Origin of the sequence: Nostoc favosum CHAB5714 (assembly GCF_020829495.1) — a bacterium.
Lineage (GTDB): Bacteria > Cyanobacteriota > Cyanobacteriia > Cyanobacteriales > Nostocaceae > Nostoc > Nostoc favosum.
In genome coordinates this window covers 191,765-214,307 of record NZ_JAIVFQ010000004.1, presented here as the reverse complement: position 1 = coordinate 214,307, position 22,543 = coordinate 191,765, and the positions used below count along the sequence as shown (strand labels likewise).

Annotated in this window: 21 protein-coding genes; 11 read left to right on the top strand and 10 right to left on the bottom strand. The window is 42.6% G+C overall.

Translation table 11 applies throughout. The features are described 5' to 3' along the window. Positions 1 to 259: 259 nt before the first annotated feature. The 4 genes from LC586_RS05435 to LC586_RS40515 form a co-directional block, all read right to left on the bottom strand. A complete protein-coding gene (locus LC586_RS05435) occupies positions 260 to 835 on the bottom strand; it encodes a hypothetical protein (RefSeq protein WP_229483515.1) in 576 nt (191 codons plus the stop codon). A 209-nt stretch (positions 836 to 1,044) separates the two neighbouring features. Further along, positions 1,045 to 1,851, bottom strand: coding sequence for an inositol monophosphatase family protein (locus tag LC586_RS05430; protein ID WP_229483513.1), 807 nt, complete (start codon positions 1,849 to 1,851; stop codon positions 1,045 to 1,047). 48 nt (positions 1,852 to 1,899) lie between these two features. After that, a complete protein-coding gene (locus LC586_RS05425) occupies positions 1,900 to 3,333 on the bottom strand; it encodes a BCD family MFS transporter (RefSeq protein WP_229483512.1) in 1,434 nt (477 codons plus the stop codon). 235 nt (positions 3,334 to 3,568) lie between these two features. Further along, positions 3,569 to 3,640, bottom strand: coding sequence for a tetratricopeptide repeat protein (locus LC586_RS40515; RefSeq protein WP_309143364.1), 72 nt, complete (start codon positions 3,638 to 3,640; stop codon positions 3,569 to 3,571). Between the two features lie 362 nt (positions 3,641 to 4,002). Here LC586_RS40515 and LC586_RS05415 point away from each other — a divergent pair, with 362 nt between their 5' ends. The 3 genes from LC586_RS05415 (at position 4,003) to LC586_RS05405 (ending at position 4,983) form a co-directional block, all read left to right on the top strand. Continuing rightward, the gene (locus LC586_RS05415) at positions 4,003 to 4,218 is read left to right on the top strand and encodes a DUF2811 domain-containing protein (RefSeq protein WP_194003523.1); all 216 of its coding nucleotides are present in this window, start codon (positions 4,003 to 4,005) and stop codon (positions 4,216 to 4,218) included. After that, entirely contained in the window at positions 4,215 to 4,622 is a 408-nt protein-coding gene (locus LC586_RS05410; protein WP_229483510.1) for a type II toxin-antitoxin system VapC family toxin, read from the top strand. The genes LC586_RS05415 and LC586_RS05410 overlap by 4 nt, the downstream gene beginning before the upstream one ends. A 136-nt stretch (positions 4,623 to 4,758) precedes the next feature. Then, positions 4,759 to 4,983 (top strand): hypothetical protein, encoded by a 225-nt coding sequence (locus tag LC586_RS05405; protein ID WP_229457035.1) that lies wholly within the window; start codon positions 4,759 to 4,761, stop codon positions 4,981 to 4,983. Positions 4,984 to 5,023: 40 nt separating this feature from the next. Here LC586_RS05405 and LC586_RS05400 read toward each other — a convergent pair whose 3' ends face one another. Then, positions 5,024 to 5,263 (bottom strand): hypothetical protein, encoded by a 240-nt coding sequence (locus LC586_RS05400; RefSeq protein ID WP_229483509.1) that lies wholly within the window; start codon positions 5,261 to 5,263, stop codon positions 5,024 to 5,026. On the opposite strand from LC586_RS05400, the gene LC586_RS05395 reads away from it, so the two are divergent. Beyond that, entirely contained in the window at positions 5,253 to 6,200 is a 948-nt protein-coding gene (locus tag LC586_RS05395; protein ID WP_229483507.1) for an aldo/keto reductase, read from the top strand. The genes LC586_RS05400 and LC586_RS05395 overlap by 11 nt on opposite strands. A gap of 269 nt (positions 6,201 to 6,469) precedes the next feature. Here LC586_RS05395 and LC586_RS05390 read toward each other — a convergent pair whose 3' ends face one another. Both LC586_RS05390 and rimO read right to left on the bottom strand, forming a co-directional pair. Then, positions 6,470 to 8,002: a DEAD/DEAH box helicase gene (locus LC586_RS05390; RefSeq protein ID WP_229483505.1), complete on the bottom strand. Its 1,533-nt coding sequence runs from the start codon at positions 8,000 to 8,002 to the stop codon at positions 6,470 to 6,472. Between the two features lie 262 nt (positions 8,003 to 8,264). Further along, positions 8,265 to 9,584, bottom strand: a complete 1,320-nt coding sequence (gene rimO, locus LC586_RS05385; RefSeq protein ID WP_229483503.1) for a 30S ribosomal protein S12 methylthiotransferase RimO — start codon at positions 9,582 to 9,584, stop codon at positions 8,265 to 8,267. A 681-nt stretch (positions 9,585 to 10,265) separates the two neighbouring features. On the opposite strand from rimO, the gene btpA reads away from it, so the two are divergent. From btpA to LC586_RS05365, 4 genes are all read left to right on the top strand, one after another. Further along, a complete protein-coding gene (gene btpA / locus LC586_RS05380) occupies positions 10,266 to 11,114 on the top strand; it encodes a photosystem I biogenesis protein BtpA (protein ID WP_100901140.1) in 849 nt (282 codons plus the stop codon). Positions 11,115 to 11,258: 144 nt separating this feature from the next. Further along, positions 11,259 to 12,242, top strand: coding sequence for a vitamin K epoxide reductase family protein (locus tag LC586_RS05375; protein WP_229483501.1), 984 nt, complete (start codon positions 11,259 to 11,261; stop codon positions 12,240 to 12,242). A gap of 164 nt (positions 12,243 to 12,406) precedes the next feature. Beyond that, positions 12,407 to 14,605 carry a CHASE2 domain-containing protein gene (locus LC586_RS05370; protein ID WP_229483500.1) on the top strand — a complete coding sequence of 733 codons (2,199 nt, stop codon included), beginning with the start codon at positions 12,407 to 12,409 and terminating at the stop codon, positions 14,603 to 14,605. Positions 14,606 to 15,445: 840 nt separating this feature from the next. Next, complete coding sequence (locus LC586_RS05365; RefSeq protein WP_229483498.1) at positions 15,446 to 15,595, top strand: hypothetical protein; 150 nt, start codon at positions 15,446 to 15,448, stop codon at positions 15,593 to 15,595. 208 nt (positions 15,596 to 15,803) lie between these two features. Here LC586_RS05365 and nadB read toward each other — a convergent pair whose 3' ends face one another. Beyond that, positions 15,804 to 17,480, bottom strand: coding sequence for an L-aspartate oxidase (gene nadB, locus LC586_RS05360; protein WP_229483496.1), 1,677 nt, complete (start codon positions 17,478 to 17,480; stop codon positions 15,804 to 15,806). On the opposite strand from nadB, the gene LC586_RS05355 reads away from it, so the two are divergent. After that, on the top strand, positions 17,454 to 17,642 hold the full coding sequence (locus LC586_RS05355) for a hypothetical protein (RefSeq protein ID WP_229483494.1): 189 nt from the start codon (positions 17,454 to 17,456) through the stop codon (positions 17,640 to 17,642). The genes nadB and LC586_RS05355 overlap by 27 nt on opposite strands. A gap of 45 nt (positions 17,643 to 17,687) precedes the next feature. On the opposite strand, the gene psbU is transcribed toward LC586_RS05355, so the two are convergent. Both psbU and LC586_RS05345 read right to left on the bottom strand, forming a co-directional pair. Then, a complete protein-coding gene (psbU, locus tag LC586_RS05350; RefSeq protein ID WP_100901144.1) occupies positions 17,688 to 18,116 on the bottom strand; it encodes a photosystem II complex extrinsic protein PsbU in 429 nt (142 codons plus the stop codon). A 923-nt stretch (positions 18,117 to 19,039) separates the two neighbouring features. Next, positions 19,040 to 19,819, bottom strand: a complete 780-nt coding sequence (locus LC586_RS05345; RefSeq protein ID WP_229483493.1) for a DUF3120 domain-containing protein — start codon at positions 19,817 to 19,819, stop codon at positions 19,040 to 19,042. A 456-nt stretch (positions 19,820 to 20,275) separates the two neighbouring features. Between LC586_RS05345 and LC586_RS05340 the strand changes: the two genes are divergently transcribed. Then, on the top strand, positions 20,276 to 21,100 hold the full coding sequence (locus LC586_RS05340; RefSeq protein ID WP_229483492.1) for an undecaprenyl-diphosphate phosphatase: 825 nt from the start codon (positions 20,276 to 20,278) through the stop codon (positions 21,098 to 21,100). Between the two features lie 97 nt (positions 21,101 to 21,197). After that, positions 21,198 to 22,538 (top strand): TIGR03279 family radical SAM protein, encoded by a 1,341-nt coding sequence (locus tag LC586_RS05335; protein WP_229483530.1) that lies wholly within the window; start codon positions 21,198 to 21,200, stop codon positions 22,536 to 22,538. Positions 22,539 to 22,543: the final 5 nt, after the last annotated feature.

Here is a 22,543-nt window from a genome sequence, read left to right as displayed (position 1 = left end):
GTCGAAGGCTATTTTCGATAAACTCTGATAGCGATCGCATCCACATTGATCCCTCACTGTACTTGTTGGTAATTACACCTTTATCTCTATTCCGTATTTTCTCATAAATGATTTAGGATTGCTATATCTTAGTACATAAGTTAAAGATTGTCTACATTTGTCTATAAAAATTTCAAAGTTTCTCAATACCACTTTCAAAAATCTTTACAAAATAATCAATCGGTTGTATGGACGTACAAATGTATGCCTCTACCTACGCCTATGTCTCTGTAGTAGGTATTTCTTTAATAATATTGATTACATTAACTTTGCTTAACCAAGTAACCAGGTCGTCTGAGTCAAGTGCTATCTCACTTCCTAAAGTTTTGATATAAAGAAGTCCGTCGCTAATAATTAAATCTCTAATTGGATACCATGAATCTCGTTTTCTAATCAGAAGTTCCAACGGAATCCCTACTCTTGAAGTATACTTACGATATTTCCACCAAGCTCGCCATAGAAGCACAGATTTAGTACAGTGCATCTCATAGCCTTTGGGAACTTCGCAGTATTGATACTGATAGAAACCCCGAGTATCTACTTCTCCTTTGAGGAGATAACTATATTCTGCTAATGCCTGATTTATCAATTCCCACTGGGATGATTTTGGAGAAATTGAGAATTCAGATAGTGTGTTAGATAGTTGGACGGTGGCAATCACACCTTCGGCTTTTGCTATCAGTTGGTTAGTTTTATACACTGTTTGCGCTGTCAAAGCAGGATTTGACAACAAAACTTCTTTTTTATGAATAGAGTTTTGCACAAACTCTCGAATTAAATCTAGATTAGACAACATAAAATTATTTATACTAAATTAAGTAGTGTGATGGAAGCCACAACTGTACTTAAATTAGTAGCTACACTGTTATTGCAGTAAAATCAGGATTATTACCAGCTTTATTTCTCTGTCTGACTAGGACTTTGTTTACTTTATTTCGGCTATGTCGCCGCTAACTAGGCTGGGTGACAAAATCACTGTTTTTAGATACACAACAAATTATTATATTAAATTTTTACGCTTTCGAGAAAAGGTTGAAATACCGGAATTAATTCGGGACGACTAACCACAAGGGTAGGAAAAGAGCGATCGCTATAATCTTCTCCGGGTGACAACGGAAATGGTTCTGACTTCAGCGAGAACCATACCCCACCAGCAGCCTGGACAATTACCCAAGCCCCCGCTAAGTCCCAAACTTTTGGTGTCGCTTCAATACCACCAAGAGTAGCTGCAGTGGCAACTGTCAAAAAGTTATAGCTAGCCACACCCAACATGCGAATTTTGCAGGGAAAGCCGTTTTGGATAACTGCGGTGCTACGGGAACAGAGGTTAAAAAAGTGATTGTTGCTGGGACTATCTATACTAGTATGGATGGGGTGGTTGTTGAGAAATGCTCCTGTTGGAGTTGCTAAACCAGATGAACCTGCCCAGAAACCATGAAAAGCTTGATTCAAGGTTGGTGCGTAAACATAACCAAAAATGGGTGTGCCTCGATACAGTAAACCCAGAGAAATTGTCCAGAGGGGAATGCCGCGTGTGAAGTTGGTTGTGCCATCTAGAGGATCAATTACCCAGCACCACTCAGTACCGGGAAATGACTGATCGCTCTCTTCGGTCAAAATTCCGTAACCAGAGAAATTAGAAGCGATCGCATCCCGAATTTCCTGATCTGCCCATTTATCGGCTTGCGTCACCAAACTACCATCAGCTTTTTGGTCAGCCTGTACTTTCCCAAAATCTTGCATTAGCTGTTTGCCCACTCTGGTAGTGGTAGTTTGGGCAAAATCAAGAATTGTTGTCCAAAAATCATTCATGGTTATTAGTCATTAGTCATTAGTCATTTGTCATTTGTCCCATACACTTTAGTCTAAATCGCTTTCCAAAACCGAAGCGATCGCTTGCTTTGTACTTGTTTGAAATTCTGTAATGTTTACCCGATTCAGAAACCAAATCGATAGCACCATTCCCACGGCTTCTAGAACGAATACCAGTCCATAAGCTAACTCTAGACTCGGTAACAGCTTGCGTCCAATATCCAAAACTGTACCTCCGATGACTACCGCCACACCTCTAGAAAGGGACTGCGCTAATCCCCATGCCCCAATAAACGTACCTGCGGCTTCTGCTGCGGTAAGATCCAACATCAAGCTAATTGCTGCTGTAGTTAAAAAACCTGCGGCTAAACCGAAAAAGAACAAACCTAGTTTGAGAACTGCTGCATTAGCTGTGAATCCTGATATACCCAGCAATATTGCACAGAATGCTACCAACATACAGCCTAGACGTGCAGTTCTGCGCTTACCCAAACGCGGGACAATGTAAAAGCCCGTAACGCCGTAGGCAATCAGTAAACCCGTTCCATAAAAAATATTTAATTTGGTACTTTCCGCTAGGGGCATTTTAAACACTTGACCCGCATAAGGTTCCAAAATCGGGTCTTGCATAAACAAACTGATAGTCATCACCAGTAAAAAGGTGAAAAATATACCTGTTTGCGGACTAGCTGTCAATATTTTCCAAGCATTACCTAGAGTAATACTGTCTTCCCGGTTTACCAGTGTGGAACGGGTTAAGTATTGAGAGTACTTTTTTTCTACGCCGAATGTTGCTGCGATCGCTAAACCAAATACAATTGCTGGGACGATAGTAAACAATCTGTTGATTGCCGGTTGCAAGGTTTCTACAGTTGCTTCTGGCGTTAACTGTTTCAGCAAGCTGGCACTAATAATTGCCCCAACAATAATCCCCACCATTAGCATCGACCAAACCACACCGACTACTTTGGAACGGTTATCTTCTTCAGATATATCCACTAACAAAGCAGCAAAGGCAGTACCGCTAGCACAAATTCCTAGACCATACACAGCGAAAACTAAAGCCAAAAGCCCTGTCCAGCCGATTGTTTGGGTTGTCCATACCCAAGTACCTGCACTATTTCCAGCAACATTCATCTGCCACATTACTTGTACAGCTAAAAATGCTGCGATCGCAAATATTGCCGCGCCCACCCAAACATAAGCTGTGCGGTGGTATCCCCATAAAGGCTTGGCATCGGAAATCTGACCGAACCAGACACGCGAAGGAGCAACAAATAAGGGCAGTGCTAGAACTACTGAAACTAGCGTCGCCGGAATTGCTATTTCTTGAATCATGACTCTGTTGAGTACCCCCAGAGTCAAAATGGACATCATGCTCAACCCCATCTGAAATAAACCCAGCCGGAACATGGTCAGCAGGTTTACCCTTGGCACAGATAGAGATTTCGTGTTGGTATCAAATACTTCACCGCTTGCCATAGCTACTTTTTCGTATAGTTTATAGAATTTAATTTCTCTCTTTAAATAAAGATAAACCCTACCCGCTCGAAATCAGCGAACGAAAAGTGGAAGTTGCGATGGCTTCGCCCGCCACAGGCATCGCACTTACAGCAGATTGCAACAGGCGTGAGGTACAGATATCGTAGGGGCACAACATGTTGTGCCCCTACCCGTGTACTTCATTTACCTGAAATACGCTGTATTTGGCAAGCAATTATACACCTCGATTAGCATAAGCTTCAGCCAAGTTAGGATTAATCTTTATGGCTTGGTTGTAATCCGCGATCGGATCTTGTTTACGACTACTATCGTTGTAATATACCTACTAACTTTAGCTCAACTAGAAGTATTGCAACGATTCATAAAAAACTCTGCTATTTGTGGTGCTGCCCTTTTGTGACTTTGCTAATCATATTTATTGCTACTCGAAATTTTTCTAAGTTGGTTAGTTAGCAGCTTAAACCAACCAAATCCTTAATACCCAATGCTTTATTCGCAATCTTGCCCATGACGAGACGCTATAAAAGTCAAAAAACTTAAACAAACACTTATCACAACATTGAGCAGTAAATAGCTAAAAAATGGCGATCGCACCCCAGCAAGTACAATCAGAGTACAACTAGTGTTGTACCTTCAGAGGCTAATAAAATGAAACGGACACTCTATATTCCTGATGAGTTGTGGACACAACTTGACCAATACTTAAAAGATCACCCAGAGCAAAATCCATCAAGTGTTGTACAGGCAGCACTGGCGGAAAAGTTGCGCCCCAAAAATGGTTCAAGGCTACTATCGCTGGCAGGAATCGTGGAAAATGCTCCTACAGACGCTTCAGTTAATGAAGACTATTTGATACAAGGATGAAGCGTCTCGTTTTGGATGCAGGCCCCCTAATTGCCCTGGTTTCTGTCCGAGATGACTACCATCAGGAATGTAAAGCGGGTTTTAGTAAGTTACCAGCGTTGTTTGGTGAGGTTCTAACCCCTCTACCAGTGCTGTTTGAAGTTTACAAGTTTGTGCTACGAGAACAATCGAGCCGTGCTGCAATGACTGCACTAAGCGTCATTAGTGAGAACACAGTTATTGTACCAGTCAGCATGGAAATGTTTCAGGAGATTTACAGCATGGTTCGCCAGATACCAGACTGGCAAGGAAGTTTAAAGGATGCCTCTGTTGTAGCGGTAGCTCAACTTTATGATGCTAGTGTTTGGACATTGGATTACAGAGATTTGAGTTGGTTTAAGAGTCTGGAATTGTGGTCTCCGTGATCATTACACAGGCCAGTCGAAACATTGTGAAAATGTGGTTTTAACTACGCTATTCCATTGAATTAGTGAGATAAGCTTGCCGTATATATGTCATCAAACTACTTACCTTCATCTAGTAACCAAAAAGGCATAAGCAATGAGTAAAGAATCAGCCAAAGTAATATTATGGGAAGAAAACCAAAAAGATTTTCTCAAGAAGTTCTATGATCTCCAATTTATTCCCAGAGTAGGAGAGGAAGTTTACCTAAAAAAGGAGAAATGGAAAGTAACCAGAGTTGAGCATGACGTAGAAATTAGTGAGATTAATGTCTACATGGAATTAATCAAAAAAGCCAAGCAGGATAAATCATCTAATTCTTAAATACAAGTCAATACACTCAACTATTATAAAAGGGAGGTTATTAGCCTCCTTTAATTGTGAGAATAGATAGATTTTCAGGTGTAATTTGTAAATCTTTATGCAAGCCGCGATGTCTACGACGGGCTATTCGGCGTCGCACAACAACAATTGCGGCGAAATGGTGGCGATCGCACTCTGAAAATACTACATCAACTTCCCCACACCCAACCTTAGTCTGTAACGATACACTATAAAAGTAAAGAAATGTAAATAAACTAAATTTTGCAACCGTGGAAACCATCACATTGGGGCAAAATGGCCCATCTGTTACACCCTTGTGCATAGGCACTTGGGCTTGGGGTGATAAACTGTTTTGGAATTATGGCGATCGCTATGGCCCAGAACAGTTACAAGAAGCCTTTACAGCAGCCTTAGAGGCTGGTGTTACCTTCTTTGATACTGCCGAAATCTACGGAATGGGAAAGAGCGAGAAATTTTTGGGACAATTTCTGCAACAGACACAACAACCTGTGCAAATAGCCACAAAATTTGGCCCTGTACCGTGGCGATTTACAGCCCAATCCGTCTCTGATGCTTTAACAGAGAGTCTCAAACGCCTACAACTTGATCGAATCGCCCTGTATCAAGTGCATTGGCCTTTTGCCTTCTTTCTAAGCCAAGAAACTCTGATGAATGCTCTAGCGGATGAAGTGAAGCGGGGCAGAATTGCTACAGTCGGTGTGAGTAATTACTCAGCAGAGCAAATGCGGGACGCGCATCAAATATTGGCGGCCCGGGGAGTGCCTTTGGCTGTGAACCAAGTGCGCTATTCTTTACTCACTCGTCAAGTTGAAAGCAAAGGTATTATTGCAACTGCCCGTGAGTTGGGTGTGACTATTTTGGCTTATAGTCCTCTAGCACAGGGATTACTTACAGGCAAGTACAGTATTGATAGTACTGAAACCCCCACTGGTGCAAGGAAAGTAGACCCGCGATTTAACAAAGAAGGTTTGCAAAAAATTGCCCCAGTTATATCTTTACTACGTAAGTTCGGAGAAAAATACGATCGCACTCCTGCCCAAGTTGCTCTCAACTGGTTAATTGCTCAGGGGAACGTTATTCCCATTGCTGGGGTGAAGACAGCCGAACAGGTACGGCAGAATGCTGGTGCTTTGGGCTGGAGATTGAGCGACGATGAAATTGGAGAATTAGAACAAGTTAGTCGTCCTTGGCTGTAGTATTTTTAAAGTTTCTAAAAAAGCCAAAAAGTCAAGAGTCTAAAGTCAAAATCTTAACTCTTGACTCTTAACCCTCAACTCTGCCAATTTTAGATTTTGGGTCGCACCTTTGGTGCCCTTCCAGCGAACTTGGATTTTGGTGAAGCAGCGCGGTCTTGGGGGTTTCCCCCATGAGCGACTGCTGAACCCGTTCGCGCAGCGTCTCCCCTTGGGAGAAGGGATTGAAGAAAAAATCTAAAATCCAAAATCGATTAACTTCTAACTCTTGACTAAGAAGCTGATTCTCTTGCTGTAGGTGAACCTAGCTTTTTACTAGGGGATGCAGAAGACTCACGAGCACTTGTCCGCAGTTTTGGTTTGGGAGAAGAATGTCTTTCTTCATCTTCATTGCTGCTATCTGATTTCCACGCAGAACGGGGGCGCTCGCTAGAAGATTCACGACGCTTACCGAGTCTAGGTTTGGGAGCGGAGGATTCCTCTTGGGGAATTTCTACGTCTGAACTCAACCAAGCGGGACGAGTTTGGTCATAAGCGATTTGCAGTGCAGCTGCGGCGATCGCTTGAGCATCGTATTCTTCAATCAGTTCGCTGACAATTGGCAAGAATGAAGCCAAACGCTCACCTGTCAATGCTTCTCGCACCTGTTCTTGCAATTTAAGAATGTGTCTTGCTTCAATCTGGGCGCGTGTAGGAATGGTCAGCAATTGCCAACTTTGGCGGTTATGACGTTCAAATGTCTGCTGCTTGCGGCGCTCAAATGGCTGTACTAAAGAAATTGCTGTTCCTTCTTTACCAGCACGACCAGTACGACCAATGCGATGGACGTAGGTTTCTACGCTATCGGGTAAGTCGTAGTTGATCACATGGGAGAGTTGATCGACATCTAACCCTCGTGCTGCAATATCAGTTGCTACCACCCAGCGAACTTGACGGTTACGGAATCGGCTTAATAACCGTTCCCGCGCTTGTTGCGATAAGTCACCGTGGTATTCATCGACACTGTGACCAGCCCCTTGTAACTGACTGGTAAGTTCTGCGGCTGTGCGTCTGGTGCGGACAAAGATTAAAGCTGTTTCTGGATCTTCCATTTCCAGAATTGGCTGTAAAGCTTTGGCTTTTGTCCAGTGGCGGGGGATCAAGTAAGCTACTTGATTGATTTTGTTGGGAGCGGCTTTTGGCTGTTCAACGGTGACAGTCGCTGGCGATCGCAAAAACTTGTTCACCAACATCCGAATCGATGGTGGCATTGTTGCCGAGAATAAAGCTGTTTGACGATCTACGGGCGCTTGCGAGAGGATTTTCACCACATCATCAATAAAGCCCATGCTCAACATTTCATCGGCTTCATCCAACACAAACCACTTCACTTGATCGAGTTTTAAACAGCCGCGATCGAGCAAATCGATCACCCGTCCTGGAGTGCCCACAACCATGTGAACGCCACGTTTGAGTTGTAACATTTGGCGGTCAATTGATTGACCACCATAGATTGCTAACACCCGCAATCCTTCATTGCCGATGAATTGCGCGATCGCATCGTGAACTTGCATTGCTAATTCACGAGTTGGTGTTAAAACTATGGCTTGCACGGCTTTTTGATTAATATCCAGCCGCTCTAAAATTGGCAGTGAAAATGCTGCCGTTTTGCCTGTTCCTGTTTGAGATTGACCTACTACATCACGACCCGCTAGCAATTGGGGAATTGCTTGCACTTGAATGTTAGTGGGTTCGGTAAAACCGATTTTTTCTAGTTGTTCGACACGTTCTTGGGAAATGCCTAATTCTTGAAATGAAAGAGTCATTAATTCGTCCTAAATTTTATGTAAGGATTTTGGATTAGTCATTAGTCATTAGTTATTAGTCATTAGTCATTAGTCATTAGTCATTAGTGAGCTAAGGGCGGTAGCGAAGCCTCAACTCTTGGAGAGGCTATGCCAATAAGTCCGCCAGCGTTTCAGGTAAACCCTCATGAAAACTGCTATTAATGCAGCATTGACCTTAGTATAAGGATGAATCTGTAAGGGTCATTTAACAATGGACTTTGGACAAAAGACAAATGACAATTTAGTTATTGACTACTTGACCATAGAGGTCGTATGTATCAGCGTGGTGAATCGCTATTGGCACGATGGTTCCTAACTTTGCCTGGCCTTTGACATACACCAGACCATCAACCTCTGGGGAAAATCTACCTGAACGACCGATTAATTCACCACTTTCAGGATTTTCTTGCTCAATCAGGACATCGACGATTTTGCCTACTTCCTGTTGATTTTTCTTTTGAGAAATCGGTTGCTGGAGTTCCATCAGTTGGTATCGGCGATCGTCCATCACCTCTTGGGGCAACTGATTTGGTAGCTTATAAGCTGGGGTTCCTTCCTCAGAGGAAAAGGTGAAGACGCCAACATGATCGAATTCATGTCGCCCAACGAACTCTAGTAGATGCTCAAAATGCTCGCTTGTTTCTCCTGGGAAACCAACAATAAATGTTGTCCGCAGTACGGCTGTTGGTAGCGCCGTTTTGATGCGATCTATAATCCCATCATTTACCCGTCCTTGCCAAGGACGGTTCATGGCGCGGAGAATATCTGGATGAGAATGTTGCAAGGGCAAATCCAGATAAGGCAAAACGTTTGGTGTTTCTTGGATCGCCGCTATCACATCTGGGGTTAGTCCCGTGGGATAAGCGTAGTGCATTCTAATCCACGGTATATCTACTTTCCCCAAAGCGCGAAGTAATTCGGCTAATTTTGGCTTACCGTAAATATCCAAACCGTAATTAGTGGTGATTTGGGAAATTAGAATAATTTCCTTTACCCCTTGACTAACTAACTGCTCGGCTTCGGCGACTATAGATTCAATAGTACGCGATCGCTGGTTCCCTCGAAGATGAGGAATTATACAAAATGCACAACGATAATCACATCCTTCTGCAACCCGCAGGTAAGCTACGCCCTCGGTTGTAGTGCGATAGCGCGGTGTAGTTTCGTCGGCAATATAGGTTGGCTCAATACTAACCTGTTTGACCCGCTCACCTTGTTCTACACGCTCAATTACATTTACAATTTTGTGATAATCGCCAGTGCCCACCACCGCTACTGCTTCAGGCAACTCCTCCAAAAGTTGTTCTTGAAAGTGTTGCGCCATACAGCCAGTGATTACGATTTTTTTGTTTGCCTCTGCCAGTTCTACCAAAGTTCTGACAGATTCTTGCCGGGCTGCTTCAATAAAACTACAAGTATTAACAATAACGTAATCGGCTAACTCTTCATTTGTATCTACACCGTAGCCTGCTTCTACGAGCATTCCCAGCATGTGTTCTGTATCAATTCGGTTTTTCTCGCAGCCCAGGTGAGAAATGGCAATTGTTGGCTTGTCACCCATATTTTGAAAAAATCTTCATTTTTTTTCTTCTTTATCTTTTAGTCAAACATTCTGGCGCAAAATTCAGCTTTTTTGCTATCAGCATCCTCATGAAAACAGCGCAGTGGCAAATCTCCACTGTCAATAACTGCTCGTGGACTCATAACCCTATCAATAAATAAAAATAGAGGTCATGTTATGATATTCCTATCAATCTGTTCCCCAGGGTAAATTGAAGTGTCTTTGGGTACATTTGACACTTGTAATCTTTTTTAACAATTCGCCTATTGGTATTTTACATTACCACAGCGTGTGCGTTGTTAATCTACCCATCGGGAAGCCGCCCAAAGGGCTTGTTGTGAGAAGTCGCTACCCTCCGGGAAATCGACGAAAGCGACTACGCTTAATAAAGCAGTAATGCTAGCCTGGCGATTGGCAAGTCCTACGACTGGGCGCGGACAAGACGCCTAAACCACGGAAAGCTGCCTCGCGTCTAGTGAGTGGCAAACTCCTCTTGTAGCCAAGTTTTATCTTAACATATCTTATGGGAGGTTGGAGGCCAATTTCCATCTAAGGAAGGAGGCAGTAAACCGACTATCATAAAACACATTTGACTAGTTAATGAAAAGTCAAGAGTCAAGGGTCATATAGTCAATAGTCAAAAAATTCTAGACTCTGGACTCCGCGAGGCGGATTAAAGACGTGGACTTATATCAATTATTTAAAACTCGCTCACCGATTATTGGCGTGGTTCACCTGCTACCACTGCCGACCTCACCTCGTTGGGGAGGTAGCCTAAAAGCGGTGATTGACCGCGCCGAACAAGAAGCTGCCGCCCTGGCAAGTGGAGGGGTTGATGGGCTGATTGTGGAGAATTTTTTCGACGCGCCGTTTACCAAAAACCAAGTCGATCCGGTGGTTGTGAGTGCCATGACCATTGTGGTGCAGCGAATACAAAATTTGGTGACTTTGCCTATAGGCTTAAATGTTTTGCGAAACGACGCCAAAAGTGCAATGGCGATCGCTAGCTGTGTGCAGGCGCAATTCATCCGCGTCAACGTTCTCACAGGAGTGATGGCAACCGATCAGGGATTAATTGAGGGAGAAGCCCATCAATTACTCCGCTATCGACGGGAGTTAGGCTGTGATGTTAAAATCCTGGCCGATGTGTTGGTGAAGCACGCCCGTCCTTTGAGTTCTCCAAATCTCACAGTCGCCGTGAAAGACACCATTGAAAGGGGTTTAGCAGACGGAGTGATTTTGTCTGGTTGGGCTACTGGTAGTCCACCTAACTTAGAAGATTTGGAACTAGCTTGTGGTGCAGCAGCTGGCACGCCAGTGTTCATCGGTAGTGGGGCGAATTGGGAAAATATTGATACATTGATGCAAGCAGCAGATGGTGTGATAGTTTCCAGTTCCCTGAAACGCCACGGACGTATAGAGCAACCAATTGACCCAATTCGCGTCAGTCAATTTGTCGAAGCTGCGCGTCGCAATTGGAACTCCAAAAGTGAAAGCAAATCAGCAGAACAAGTAAAGTTACATTCTTAGAAAGTAGGGAGTGGGGAAAGAGAGTTAGGAGTTAGGAGTTATGAGTTATGAGTTTTAAATTAATTGTTCCTAACTCCTCATTCTTAACTCCTCACTCCTCACTCTTAACTCCTAACTTTTACCATTCCCCATTCCCCAATATTTATGATTCGCCGCCGTTCTACTCCTTGGATTCATAAATGGTCACGTCCATTGATTGCCGCGATCGCTGGATGTGGTGCCCTGATAACTGGTTATCTGACCATAGAAAAGTTAACAGGAGGCAGTGCAGCTTGTGTGGCACAGGCTGGTGTCAAGGGCTGTAATGATGTACTTTCCAGCCCTTGGGCAACGGTTTTTGGTCAGCCATTAACTTTGTTTGGGTTTTTGGCATACATCAGTATGGTGATATTTGCTTTGGCTCCCTTGGTATTTAACTCAGGGGAAAAGAATAGTCGCAAGCAAGTGGAAAATTGGACGTGGTTGCTGCTGCTGGCGGGAGCGATCGCAATGTCTGTCTTTAGCGGCTATTTAATGTACGTGCTAGCATCTCAAATCAAGGCTATTTGTCCTTACTGTATCGGTTCAGCTTTGTTCTCTGTGAGTCTTTTGGTACTGACAATTATCGGTCGAACTTGGGAGGATATAGGACAAATCTTCTTTACCGCCATTATTGTAGGTATGGTGACGCTGATTGGCACTTTAGGCGTTTATGCTGGCGTGAATCAATCAGATGTTACACCTGTAACTCCAGGACAACCCGCAAAAATTACCTTTACTCCCAAAGGAGACGCTAACCCAGCCTTCGGTTGGAAAGTTACTACTACTTCTGGTGAGGCAGAAATCGCTTTAGCACGACATCTGGCGAAGGTAGGCGCAAAGGAATACAGTGCTTACTGGTGTCCTCACTGCCATGAACAAAAGCTGCTTTTTGGTAAAGAAGCCGAGGAAATAATCAACAATGATGTTAAGGTAGAGTGCATTCCCGAGGGATTTAAAGCTCAACCCGAACTATGTAAAGCCGCAAAAATTGAAGGCTTCCCCACTTGGATTATCAATGGTAAAAGCTATAGCGGAGTCCAAAATTTAGAGGAACTAGCGAAAGTTTCTGGTTACACGGGCCCTCGTAACTTCAAGTATTTCAGGTAATCTACCTAGCGGTACGGTGTAGTTCACACCCAGTCAACTGGATGAATACAGCAAAATCTGTTTCCAGTTGGCTTTTTTGTTTTTGGTAGTAGATAATATGTGTTGTTCAATTGGTTAATAGCTATAGGAAATAGAGAATATTTCTCCCCAGTAGTGTAATGGGAATGAATCAGCAGCTAGGCAAGCGTTTTGTGAAGTTAATCTTTAAACTGAAACAATCGCTTGGTCGAGGACACAGAGAATTGATTACTGCCGCCAGCGTTGCAGTCTGCGTCCTGCTTTTCCACTCCATCGGATTATTACAATCTTTGGAGTTGGCAGCTTTGGATCAATTTTTTCGCTTACGTCCAAATGAACCGCCAGAAGAGCGTATTACCATCGTAGTGATTGATGAAGCTTATTTAAAGGAAGTAGGTTCGTGGCCGATTCCAGATGCGAAGATTGCCCAGTTGTTAAAAAAATTGAACGTCCACAAACCCCGTGCTATTGGCTTAGATATCTACCGAGATTTGCCAGTAAAAACTGGTAATCAAGAACTTCGTAATGCTTATAAGTTAATGCCCAACTTGATTGGTATTGAGTTACTGGCAAATGACAAAAATGTTAATGTTTCACCTCCACTGGGGCTAAATCAGGATCAAGTGGGCTTTAACAATGTGCTATATGATCTCGATGGTAAAGTACGTCGCAGTTTGTTGTATTGGCACGTTAATAATCAGGTACACGAAAGTTTTGCTCTGAAGTTGGCTTTATTGTATTTAAAGTCAGAAAATATTACTCCCACCAAAGCAAAAAACAACCCTGAGTATTTGCAATTGGGTAAGGCAGTATTTACTCGTTTTCAGGCTAATGATGGTGCCTATGTGGGAGCTGATGCTAGAGGCTACCAAATTTTGACTAATTTTCCCAAACCCAAATGTCAAAGTTCATCTCGAGAATGGTGTAGTTTTCGCCAGGTATCGATGAGAGATGTACTGGCAGATAAAGTCAAAGAAAACTTCATTAAAGATCGGATTATACTTATTGGCTCCACTGCACCCAGCCTCCAGGATTTTGTATTTATTCCCTACTCCAGCAGTCTAATAGGTACGGCAAAGCCTGTACCTGGTATTCAACTGCAAGCTTATTTTATTAGTGAGTTAATCTCAGCTGCTCTGCAAGGACGACCATTACTCAAGGTCTGGCCTGACTTAGTGGAATACTTATGGATTTTTATCTGGTCTTATCTGGGAACTGTGACAACATGGCGGATACGACACGCGGCTAAGAGCCTCTTTAGCATCCTAGTTTCTTGCGTAGTATTGACCCTGAGTGCGTACCTTGCTTTCTTATATGGTTGGTGGATACCGCTCATTCCCTCACTGTTTAGCTTTGGCAGTTCAGCTATTTGGATTACCAGTCATATTGCCCATATCCAAGAAGAGTGGAAACGTTCTAAAGAATTTTTGCATCACGTAATCAACACGATTCCCGATCCAATTTTTGTGAAAAATGAACAACACCAGTGGATTGTTTTAAATGAAGCGTATTGTCGATTTATCGGTTATCCGAATAAGTTGTTAATTGAAAAGTCAGACTATGACTTTTTTCCTAAACATGAAGCCGATGTGTTTCGACAACAGGATGATCTTGTGTTCAGGACTCAAAGACCCCAGGAACATGAAGAAGAATTTACCAATGCAAATGGTCAGACTCATCAAATTGCCACTAAGCGATCGCTCCATAAAGACTCAGCTGGCAATTTATTTTTAGTTGGAGTCATCCGAGATATTACTCAGCGCAAGCTCATGGAAGAACAGCTAAAACGTACTGCTGCTGAACTATTGTGCTCTAACAAGGAACTAAAACTCAAAGAAGACCACTTGCGTCACTTAGCTTATCACGACCCGCTCACAGGTCTATCCAATCGCAAATTATTTGCCGAACAACTTTACGAATCGTTACATTGGGCGCAACACAACAAATTGTTGCTGGGGCTGCTGTTTATTGATTTAGATGGCTTTAAGCAAATCAATGATACTCTGGGGCACGAGGCGGGCGATCGCTTGCTAATGACTATCGCCGGACGACTCAGCAACTCTTTACGCGCTAGTGATACAGTTTCTCGTTTGGGTGGCGATGAATTTACTGTGATTTTACGGGCAATTCCTAATGTTCAAATAGCTGCTAAAGTCGCCGCAAAAATTTTAACCAGTATTAGCGAACCAGTTGTCTTGGACGGCTATACAATCCGAGTCTCTGCCAGTATTGGCATTAGTGTTTATCCATACAACAGTCAAGACAGTGAAACTTTAATGAAACAAGCAGATGCAGCAATGTATCGTGCCAAGCACCTGGGTAAAAATCGCTACGAATTTGCTTAGTTAGTCAATAGTCAAGTCTCCAGGTTTTTTTCTTTTTAGTCACAATTTTTACCTTGAAATTAGGAATCAGGGGTGGAGATACGTCCAAAGGACTATCTTGGAAAAGTATGGTGTATATTCTGCGAAGTGGTTTTTTCGGCAAGATAAAGACTTAGTAAGGTTTTTTCACCTGAAAACTCAACCTAAGAATACAGGTGAAGAAGGGATTAATCATCAGAGGTAACTAGCCAAGTAATTAATTTTGTCAATATTTTTACCAACATAAAATATACTGTACTTACTCGGTTTATTATTATATTTTATAGTTCATATTTTTGTAAGTCCTTATATTATAGTAATTACGTTACTCTAACTTTATATATCTTTACTGTAATTAAATTTTAAATATACACTTAACTAAGTATTACTGAAGATTTTCCTGAACTCTTAGATAATAAACATAGTGTTTATACTTATAAATATTAAAATATTATTAATATGTATTGGTTTAGACAAAAGGCTTCCAGCAATTTATCAATATATCTAACTTTGGACTGATGTGAAAATGACACATTAAGATTATTACTTAAGTAGATAGACTATTTAATAACAGCAGATAAAGCTTAATTTACAAGTGTTGGCCATAATTACTTGTACATTGCCAAGAATAATTAAATTAATTTAATAAAGTTATTTTTTAACTAGACTAAGTATATATACGTAAACACATAAAAACAGTTTATAAATTAAAAAATAGTAAATTTACTGAAATTCATGAAGACTAACTTCCGAATCAAAAAGTTTATGATATTGTGTATAGGTGCTTACATCCTAATACCGAAAATTGCAGGCTGTATAGGTATGTTCAATACTGCAAGCGCTAATGCTTTTGGCGCTACTAGCGGTAACACCTTAATTGTCCGCAAAGTCAATTCTCAAAATTTAAAAGACGTGTATATCCCACCAAATTATGGTGGCCCCGACAGTCAGCATGGTAGCGGCACCCGCTAATAGGAATTTTGGATTTTAGATTGACCCCATGCGTGAAGGCATTGTGATTAAGTTATAGGCTAAGAACTACTGCCACTCAAGTAGACTGAAATTTCCCCTTTCACCACCTAGTGATAACGACCTAAGAGCGTCACCCGTCCAAGCGCTGCGACTAGAGAAGAAGGGATTAAAAGCCTTTGCTAAAAGCTTGCTCTGGAAAAAACTTCAATCAAGATAATAGTGGAGATTTCCACCAATGATGTGTTTGTACAAGTGCGTGAACTTGCCAATTCGGGTCTGGCTGAGGATAATCTAAACGGTAGTGTCCACCTCGGCTTTCGGTTCTAAAAGCAGCACTTTTGAGAATTAAATCGGCGACATCTAATAAATTGCGGGTTTCTGCCCAAAGTCTCAATTGCCGTTCAACATCTGGTATGTCAAAACTAGCTGGTTCTGCGGGACGTAAAGCAAGCAAGAATTGGCTTAAAGGCAGGATAGCAAAATCTTGTTGCCAAGATTCAGTAGTAGCGATCGCACTTTCCAACCTTGATTGCTCCCGACAAATACCAGCACTTTCCCACACTAGACGTGGTAACTTCTCTCTGAGTGCTTCTAGCTGTGCTTGCTGGATGTGCCACTCACTAGCATCAGCAGTAAATTTCTGTAATGGTAGTACTGGTGTTTCTGATGGCAGCCCAATATTTTCCAACTCAATTTGGGCCATCTGGCCCCCAAACACAATACATTCTAGCAGGGAATTACTGGCAAGGCGATTTGCCCCATGCACCCCGGTACTAGCGGTTTCACCCACCGCGTACAAACCGGGAATATTCGTGCGATTCATCAGATCCGCGACAATGCCACCCATCCAGTAATGGGCAGCAGGGGCCACAGGAATTGGTTCATGGAAGACATCAACTCCCCAATGCTGACAAACTTTGATGATGTTGGGAAAGCGGTGACGAATCTTGTCGGCAGGTATGGGGCGCATATCCAACCACACATGGGCAGTCGCCAGATCGACGGCGGTACGTTGTAAATGGCTAAAAATTGCTCTACTGACCACATCTCTAGGTGCGAGTTCACCCGCAGGGTGGTAGTCAAAGGCAAAACGCCGCCCTTCGTTATCGACAAGGTGTGCGCCCTCGCCGCGTACAGCTTCGCTAATGAGAAAGTGATCGGCACCAGGTTTAGTGAGGGCTGTGGGGTGAAATTGCACAAATTCCAAATCGCGCAGGATCGCCCCAGCCCGATATGCGATCGCTACTCCATCGCCCGTACTTACACCCGGGTTAGTGGTTTGAGCAAATACCTGACCGCCACCACCAGTTGCCAATACCACAGCACCAGCCCTTACCCATGTGATTTCACCTTGATAAAACAGGCTTATTCCCTGACAGCGACCAGTTTCGGGTTCAATCCACAAACTCAAAGCCAAAGCTTGCTGAATAACTTGAATATTTTGGCGACGTAATACTTGGGCTGCGAGGGTGGTGGTAACTTCCCTACCTGTGGTGTCTGCGGCGTGGAGAACGCGGTTGCGAGAATGGGCAGCTTCTAAAGTTAAAGCCAAGGCTTGACCATGACGGTCAAAAGCAACTCCCAAGTTAACTAGGGATTGAATACAGTTAGGCGCAAGTTGGGCGAGAAATTCTACAGCAGTGCGATCGCACAAACCTGCACCTGCCCGGATCGTATCTTCAATGTGCAGCGTGGGAGAATCTTCCGGGGCAACTGCTGCGGCAATACCACCTTGCGCCCAATCACTGGCGGATAAAGCAACAGTTTCTTTGGTAATTAAGCCGACTCGCAAGGATTCTGGTAGACACAGCGCTGTGTATAGTCCAGCCGCACCAGCGCCGACTACTAAGACATCAAATTGGCTAGGAATATCTATCTGAGGCAAGGTAATGGGGGAGGGGGGAGGGGGGAGGGGGCAGGGGGAGATGAGGGAGTAGGGGGAGTAGGGGGAGATGAGGTAGAAAAATCTACTTTGTCTTCCTCATCTCCCTCATCCCCCTCATCTTCCTCATCCTTTCCATTTGTAATAGAATATCCCACTCCCTAGAATTAGGAGTGGGCTGCTATTTGCTACATTAACTGCAACGTGCAGTTATCTGTAGATGCCGTTGTTAAAGCGATCGTCTCCCTCGTTAAAGGCAGGTTCTAGTTCTGTCACGGTGAACTTATCCAAGTTGGCTTGCAGGGTTTGTTTCTGGCGATCGCTCAATCCTGGAAGATCCAATACATCCTCTACATTTTTGTAGGGAGCATTTGTGATGATTTTCTTAGCCAGGGTGGGATAAAGCCCTGGATACTGTTGAAAAGCTCGGACGTTGGTATTATTCAAATCAATTTTTTTACCAAATTCCGTTCCTAGCTTCGCATCTGCCCGATTCTGCCGCTCAATTGCCAGAATTGGGACTTGAGGAAATGCAAAACTGTTGAAACTAGCAGCTTGAGCTATCTGAGTTGTTCCCAGCCATCCCCAGCAACTAAGTAACAAGCTAAACACTGTTAATAAACGCGCCAATCCTTTCACGATTTTCTACCTCTCTCCATCAAACAGAAATAAAAGTTTTAAGCTAACAGTGGTCATTAGTCATTAGTCATTAGTCATTAGTCATTCGTGAGAGTGCCAAGGACAAAGGACAAAGGACAAAACCTGATAGCTTAATCAACACAGCAGTCATCAGAAACTAATATACAGCGTATTAATATCCACAATATTTGCCGTTACTGGGTTTGACTATACTTTTGCCAAAAATTTTCATTGTGGTAAGAGTGCCTGCATAGCTGCAATACGGTTCCATCCATGATCCTGAGCATTCCCAGCTAGACGAAATCTTTTCGGCGTGGCTGATTCTAGCTCCCAACCAGACATTAAATAATTCGTAATTCGTAATTCGTAATTCGTAATTAAGTTTTGTAATGGGGATTTAACCCCAACACAAAACTTGCTTTTTTATTGAACCGGGGGACTTAAACACACGGAACTAGTTAAATCTTTCGATACCTAATACCGAAAACCCTAGCAAGAAGACTTGATGGTGATGAACTGTTATGTAATATTTCTTAACCTATTAATCATCTACACCATCATTTTTGATGTACCGTAGACTGGACTGGAAAAAGTTTCGGTAAGAGAAACCTACAGGATCATTACAACCTCCGGCCTCCTGACTTGAAAGTTGGGAGTAGGGAGTGGTGATATCATGTCCGCTTGATTCCTTATTAAACCTGAAGAACCCCACCCCGCCAAAGCTACGCTTTGTCTCCCCTCCTGCTTGCGGGGAGGGGATTAAGGGGAGCCAGTGCGGTCTTGGGGTTCACCTGCGTGGAGCCGGATAGCGTGTGGGGTGCAATGACTATGGGAATCATAACTAATTATGCGAACATGATATGAGTGGGGAAAGACCACTTTCATGCTTGGTTGTGAAACTTGCTTCATCGGGACTGCCTTCTTCACGCTGCGATCGCAGCTAACAAAAATAGGCTGTCTACTAAAATTGTGCTTAAAACTGCGCCACTAAAAGCATACCAGTGTCTTTGCTTTAGACCTAAAGGTAAAATTCCGACTGTCAACAGTACTAAGGCCAGAAGTATAGCCCAACTTTGTCCCCAAGGTGTTTGTACTTGCATGAGGGCATTTTGTAATATTTGCGGTGCTACATCTGCATCTACTCTCATGATTTGCCGCCAATAGGGCATCAAGTCTGCTATATAGAAATATACGTCGGTTAAGACTGTACCTAGTAAAGAACCTAAATAAAACCAGTTACCCACCTTGCCCCAATTCTTCGCCAAACACCAGCAAGCAAACGGTAATCCTATAGACTCCACTGGCAGATGCCATGCAGGTTCCCAACGTAACCAGCCCCAGTAAATAGCTCCTGCTAACCAACTCCAGCTAAATCCTAAGAGTAAATCTCCCCATACATAAGTCGCAGGACGTGACATTAAGGTAAAACTTAGCCACACCCAAAATGCTGCCAGCGCTAAACTTAGGCTTGGTAGCGATCGCACTATTGGCGCTTCTACAAATACTGGTACTGTTACCAAAAATACCGCCGCCCCAAACACTAACCAAGTTTGTCGGGCAGAAATAGATAAGGGAAGGGAGGGAGAAAAGGATAGTGTAGATTCCAATTGCCTGATACCCTTCTGCTTAGTAACAGTTAAATCTAACTCTGTATCAATAGAAGGGGTAGAAGCAGTGTAGGAGGAAAGTGTATTATTAATCAAAGTTTTTAATATTTGTTACTAAACTTTATTTTATTTAATATATCACATTTTAAAATCCCCCCCAGGGGCATTGCCTGAGAGTATTGTAATTATACTGAAATTTCGGGGAGCGCTGGCGCAAACCAAACAAAACATTCTGTACCAGACTAATTCACTTAAGTTGCCTTATGTACAAAACTCCTTTGTAGTTCGCATTTACAAAGAACTACAGAGAGATGAAAGCTAAATGTAATGGGTAAAAAGTCAATGGCATCAGTCGCTAAATATTAAAGTTTGATGAATTGCCAAAATTTCGTTGACTTATTGATGTGGGTGTAAGAACATGGCCAGCGTCTTGGATGGTGTTATTGATTTAGTAAAGCGGAATTTTCTATAATATCGGGTGCAGCAAAAAGTATATAAATTAACATTGCCACGCAAGTAATGATGTCTACAACAGGAAAAAGGTATTAATTGATGGAGTTTATTCAAGCTTTTATTTTGGGTATTGTTCAAGGTATTACAGAGTTTTTGCCAATCAGCAGCACTGCACATCTTCTGATTGTGACCAAGGTATTTGGCTGGAAAGAACTAGGTTCTAAAGATTTTGTCGATGCAATTCAATTTGGCAGCGTTATAGCAATTGTGGGCTATTTTTGGTCGCTGATTTCTAATATTGTCAAAGGTGGAATTGAAGCAGTAAAAGACAAAGACTGGCAACGTGAAGAGTGGAAAATTATTGTCGGTATTGTAGTAGGAACAATGCCTGCCTTAATTTTCGGGTTTCTTTTGAAAGACGTTCTACCGGAGAGCGCATTAATTATTGCCATAATGTCAATTATCATGGCACTTTTACTAGCTTTGGCAGAAAAAATTGGCACTCGCAAGCGAGATTTTAATTCATTGCAGATTCGGGATGGTATTTTAGTTGGATTAGGACAAACACTTGCTTTAATTCCGGGTGTTTCTCGTTCTGGATCAACGTTGACGACTGCCTTATTTTTAGGATTAGAACGCGATACAGCAGCGAAATTCTCCTTTTTATTAGGGTTTCCAACTCTTACCATTGCAACGCTGTATAAAAGTATGAAAATCTTCAAGTTATTTGAAGCCCAACAGTTGCCAGATAACATTGTTGGACTATTAATTGTAGGGATTATTTCAACCTTGATTTTTTCCTACCTATCAATTGCATTCTTAATCAAGTATTTAGCAACCAAAAATACTTTAGTTTTTGTTTGGTATAGATTAGCATTCGGCAGCGCTATTTTAGCTGCGATCGCAGCAGGTTGGAAAGGATAATTCATAATAGTCGTTAGTCATTGGTCATTAGTCATTAGTTCAAAGCAAATGACTAATGCCCCATGCCCAATCCCCCATGCTCAATGCCCTATACCCAATGAGTACCGTTAATCCTGCCCGAATTACCAAGGTTCTTCCAGACTCAATAGCCGCAGAGATTGGCTTTGAAGCTGGGGATGCGATCGTTGCAATCAATGGTACACGTCCCCGCGATTTAATTGATTATCAGTTTTTGTGTGCTGATGAAGTTTTGGAACTAGAAGTTTTAGACGCTGCTGGTAAAACTCATAGCCTGGAAATCGAAAAAGATTACGATCAAGACTTAGGGCTAGAATTTGAAACTGCCCTATTTGATGGCTTAATTCAGTGCAACAATCGCTGTCCATTTTGCTTTATCGACCAACAGCCACCAGGTAAGCGCACCAGTTTGTACTTAAAAGATGACGATTACCGTCTAAGCTTTTTGTACGGCTCTTATCTTACCCTAACCAATTTGCCAGAAAGAGAATGGCAGCGGATTGAGCAAATGCGCTTGTCTCCGTTGTATGTTTCTGTTCATGCTACCGAGGCAGAAGTAAGAATTAGACTGCTGAAAAATCCGCGTGCGGGACAAATTTTGCAACAACTCAAATGGTTTCAAGAAAGGCGACTACAAATTCATGCTCAAGTAGTTGTTTGTCCTGGTATAAATGATGGCAAACATCTGGAACAAACTCTCAAAGATTTAGCGTCCTTTCATACTGGTGAAGTGCCTGCGGTGGCATCGGTAGCAGTTGTGCCAGTTGGGTTGACACGGTTTCGGCCTCCAGAAGACGAACTCATACCTGTAACTAGGGAAAAAGCAAAAGAAGTGATTTACCAAGTGCGAATGCTCTCGCGGCAATTTCGCCAAAAACTCGGTTCTAGCGTTGTTTGGTTAGCCGATGAGTGGTTTTTGATTGCAGGTGAGGAATTACCCAGCGAATCTGAATATGAAGAATATCCCCAAATTGATAACGGAGTTGGTTCGATTCAATTATTTATCAAGCAATTTGCCACCGTTGCAGCAGAATTACTACCGCCAAAAGTATATCCTCAAAGAAAGTTTACTTGGATAGTAGGCAACGCCGTAGAAAAAGCATTTCAACCCATTTTGAAACGCTTAAATTGTGTTGAAGGTTTAGAAGTCAATATGCGTGCTTTATGTAGTGATTATTGGGGACAAACTATCAGTGTAACCGGATTACTAACTGGTCATGATTTGCTTTTAAATTTAGAAGGGCAAGATTTAGGTGATGGTATTTTACTACCAAATGTCATGTTAAAAAATGGTGAATCAGTGTTTTTAGATGATATGAGTATTGATGAATTAGCTAGCAGACTCAATACAAAAATTATTCCTTTAGGAGGAGTTGAAGATTTAATCAAAACATGTATTTTAAATTTTGTTCAAGTTTAGTTATC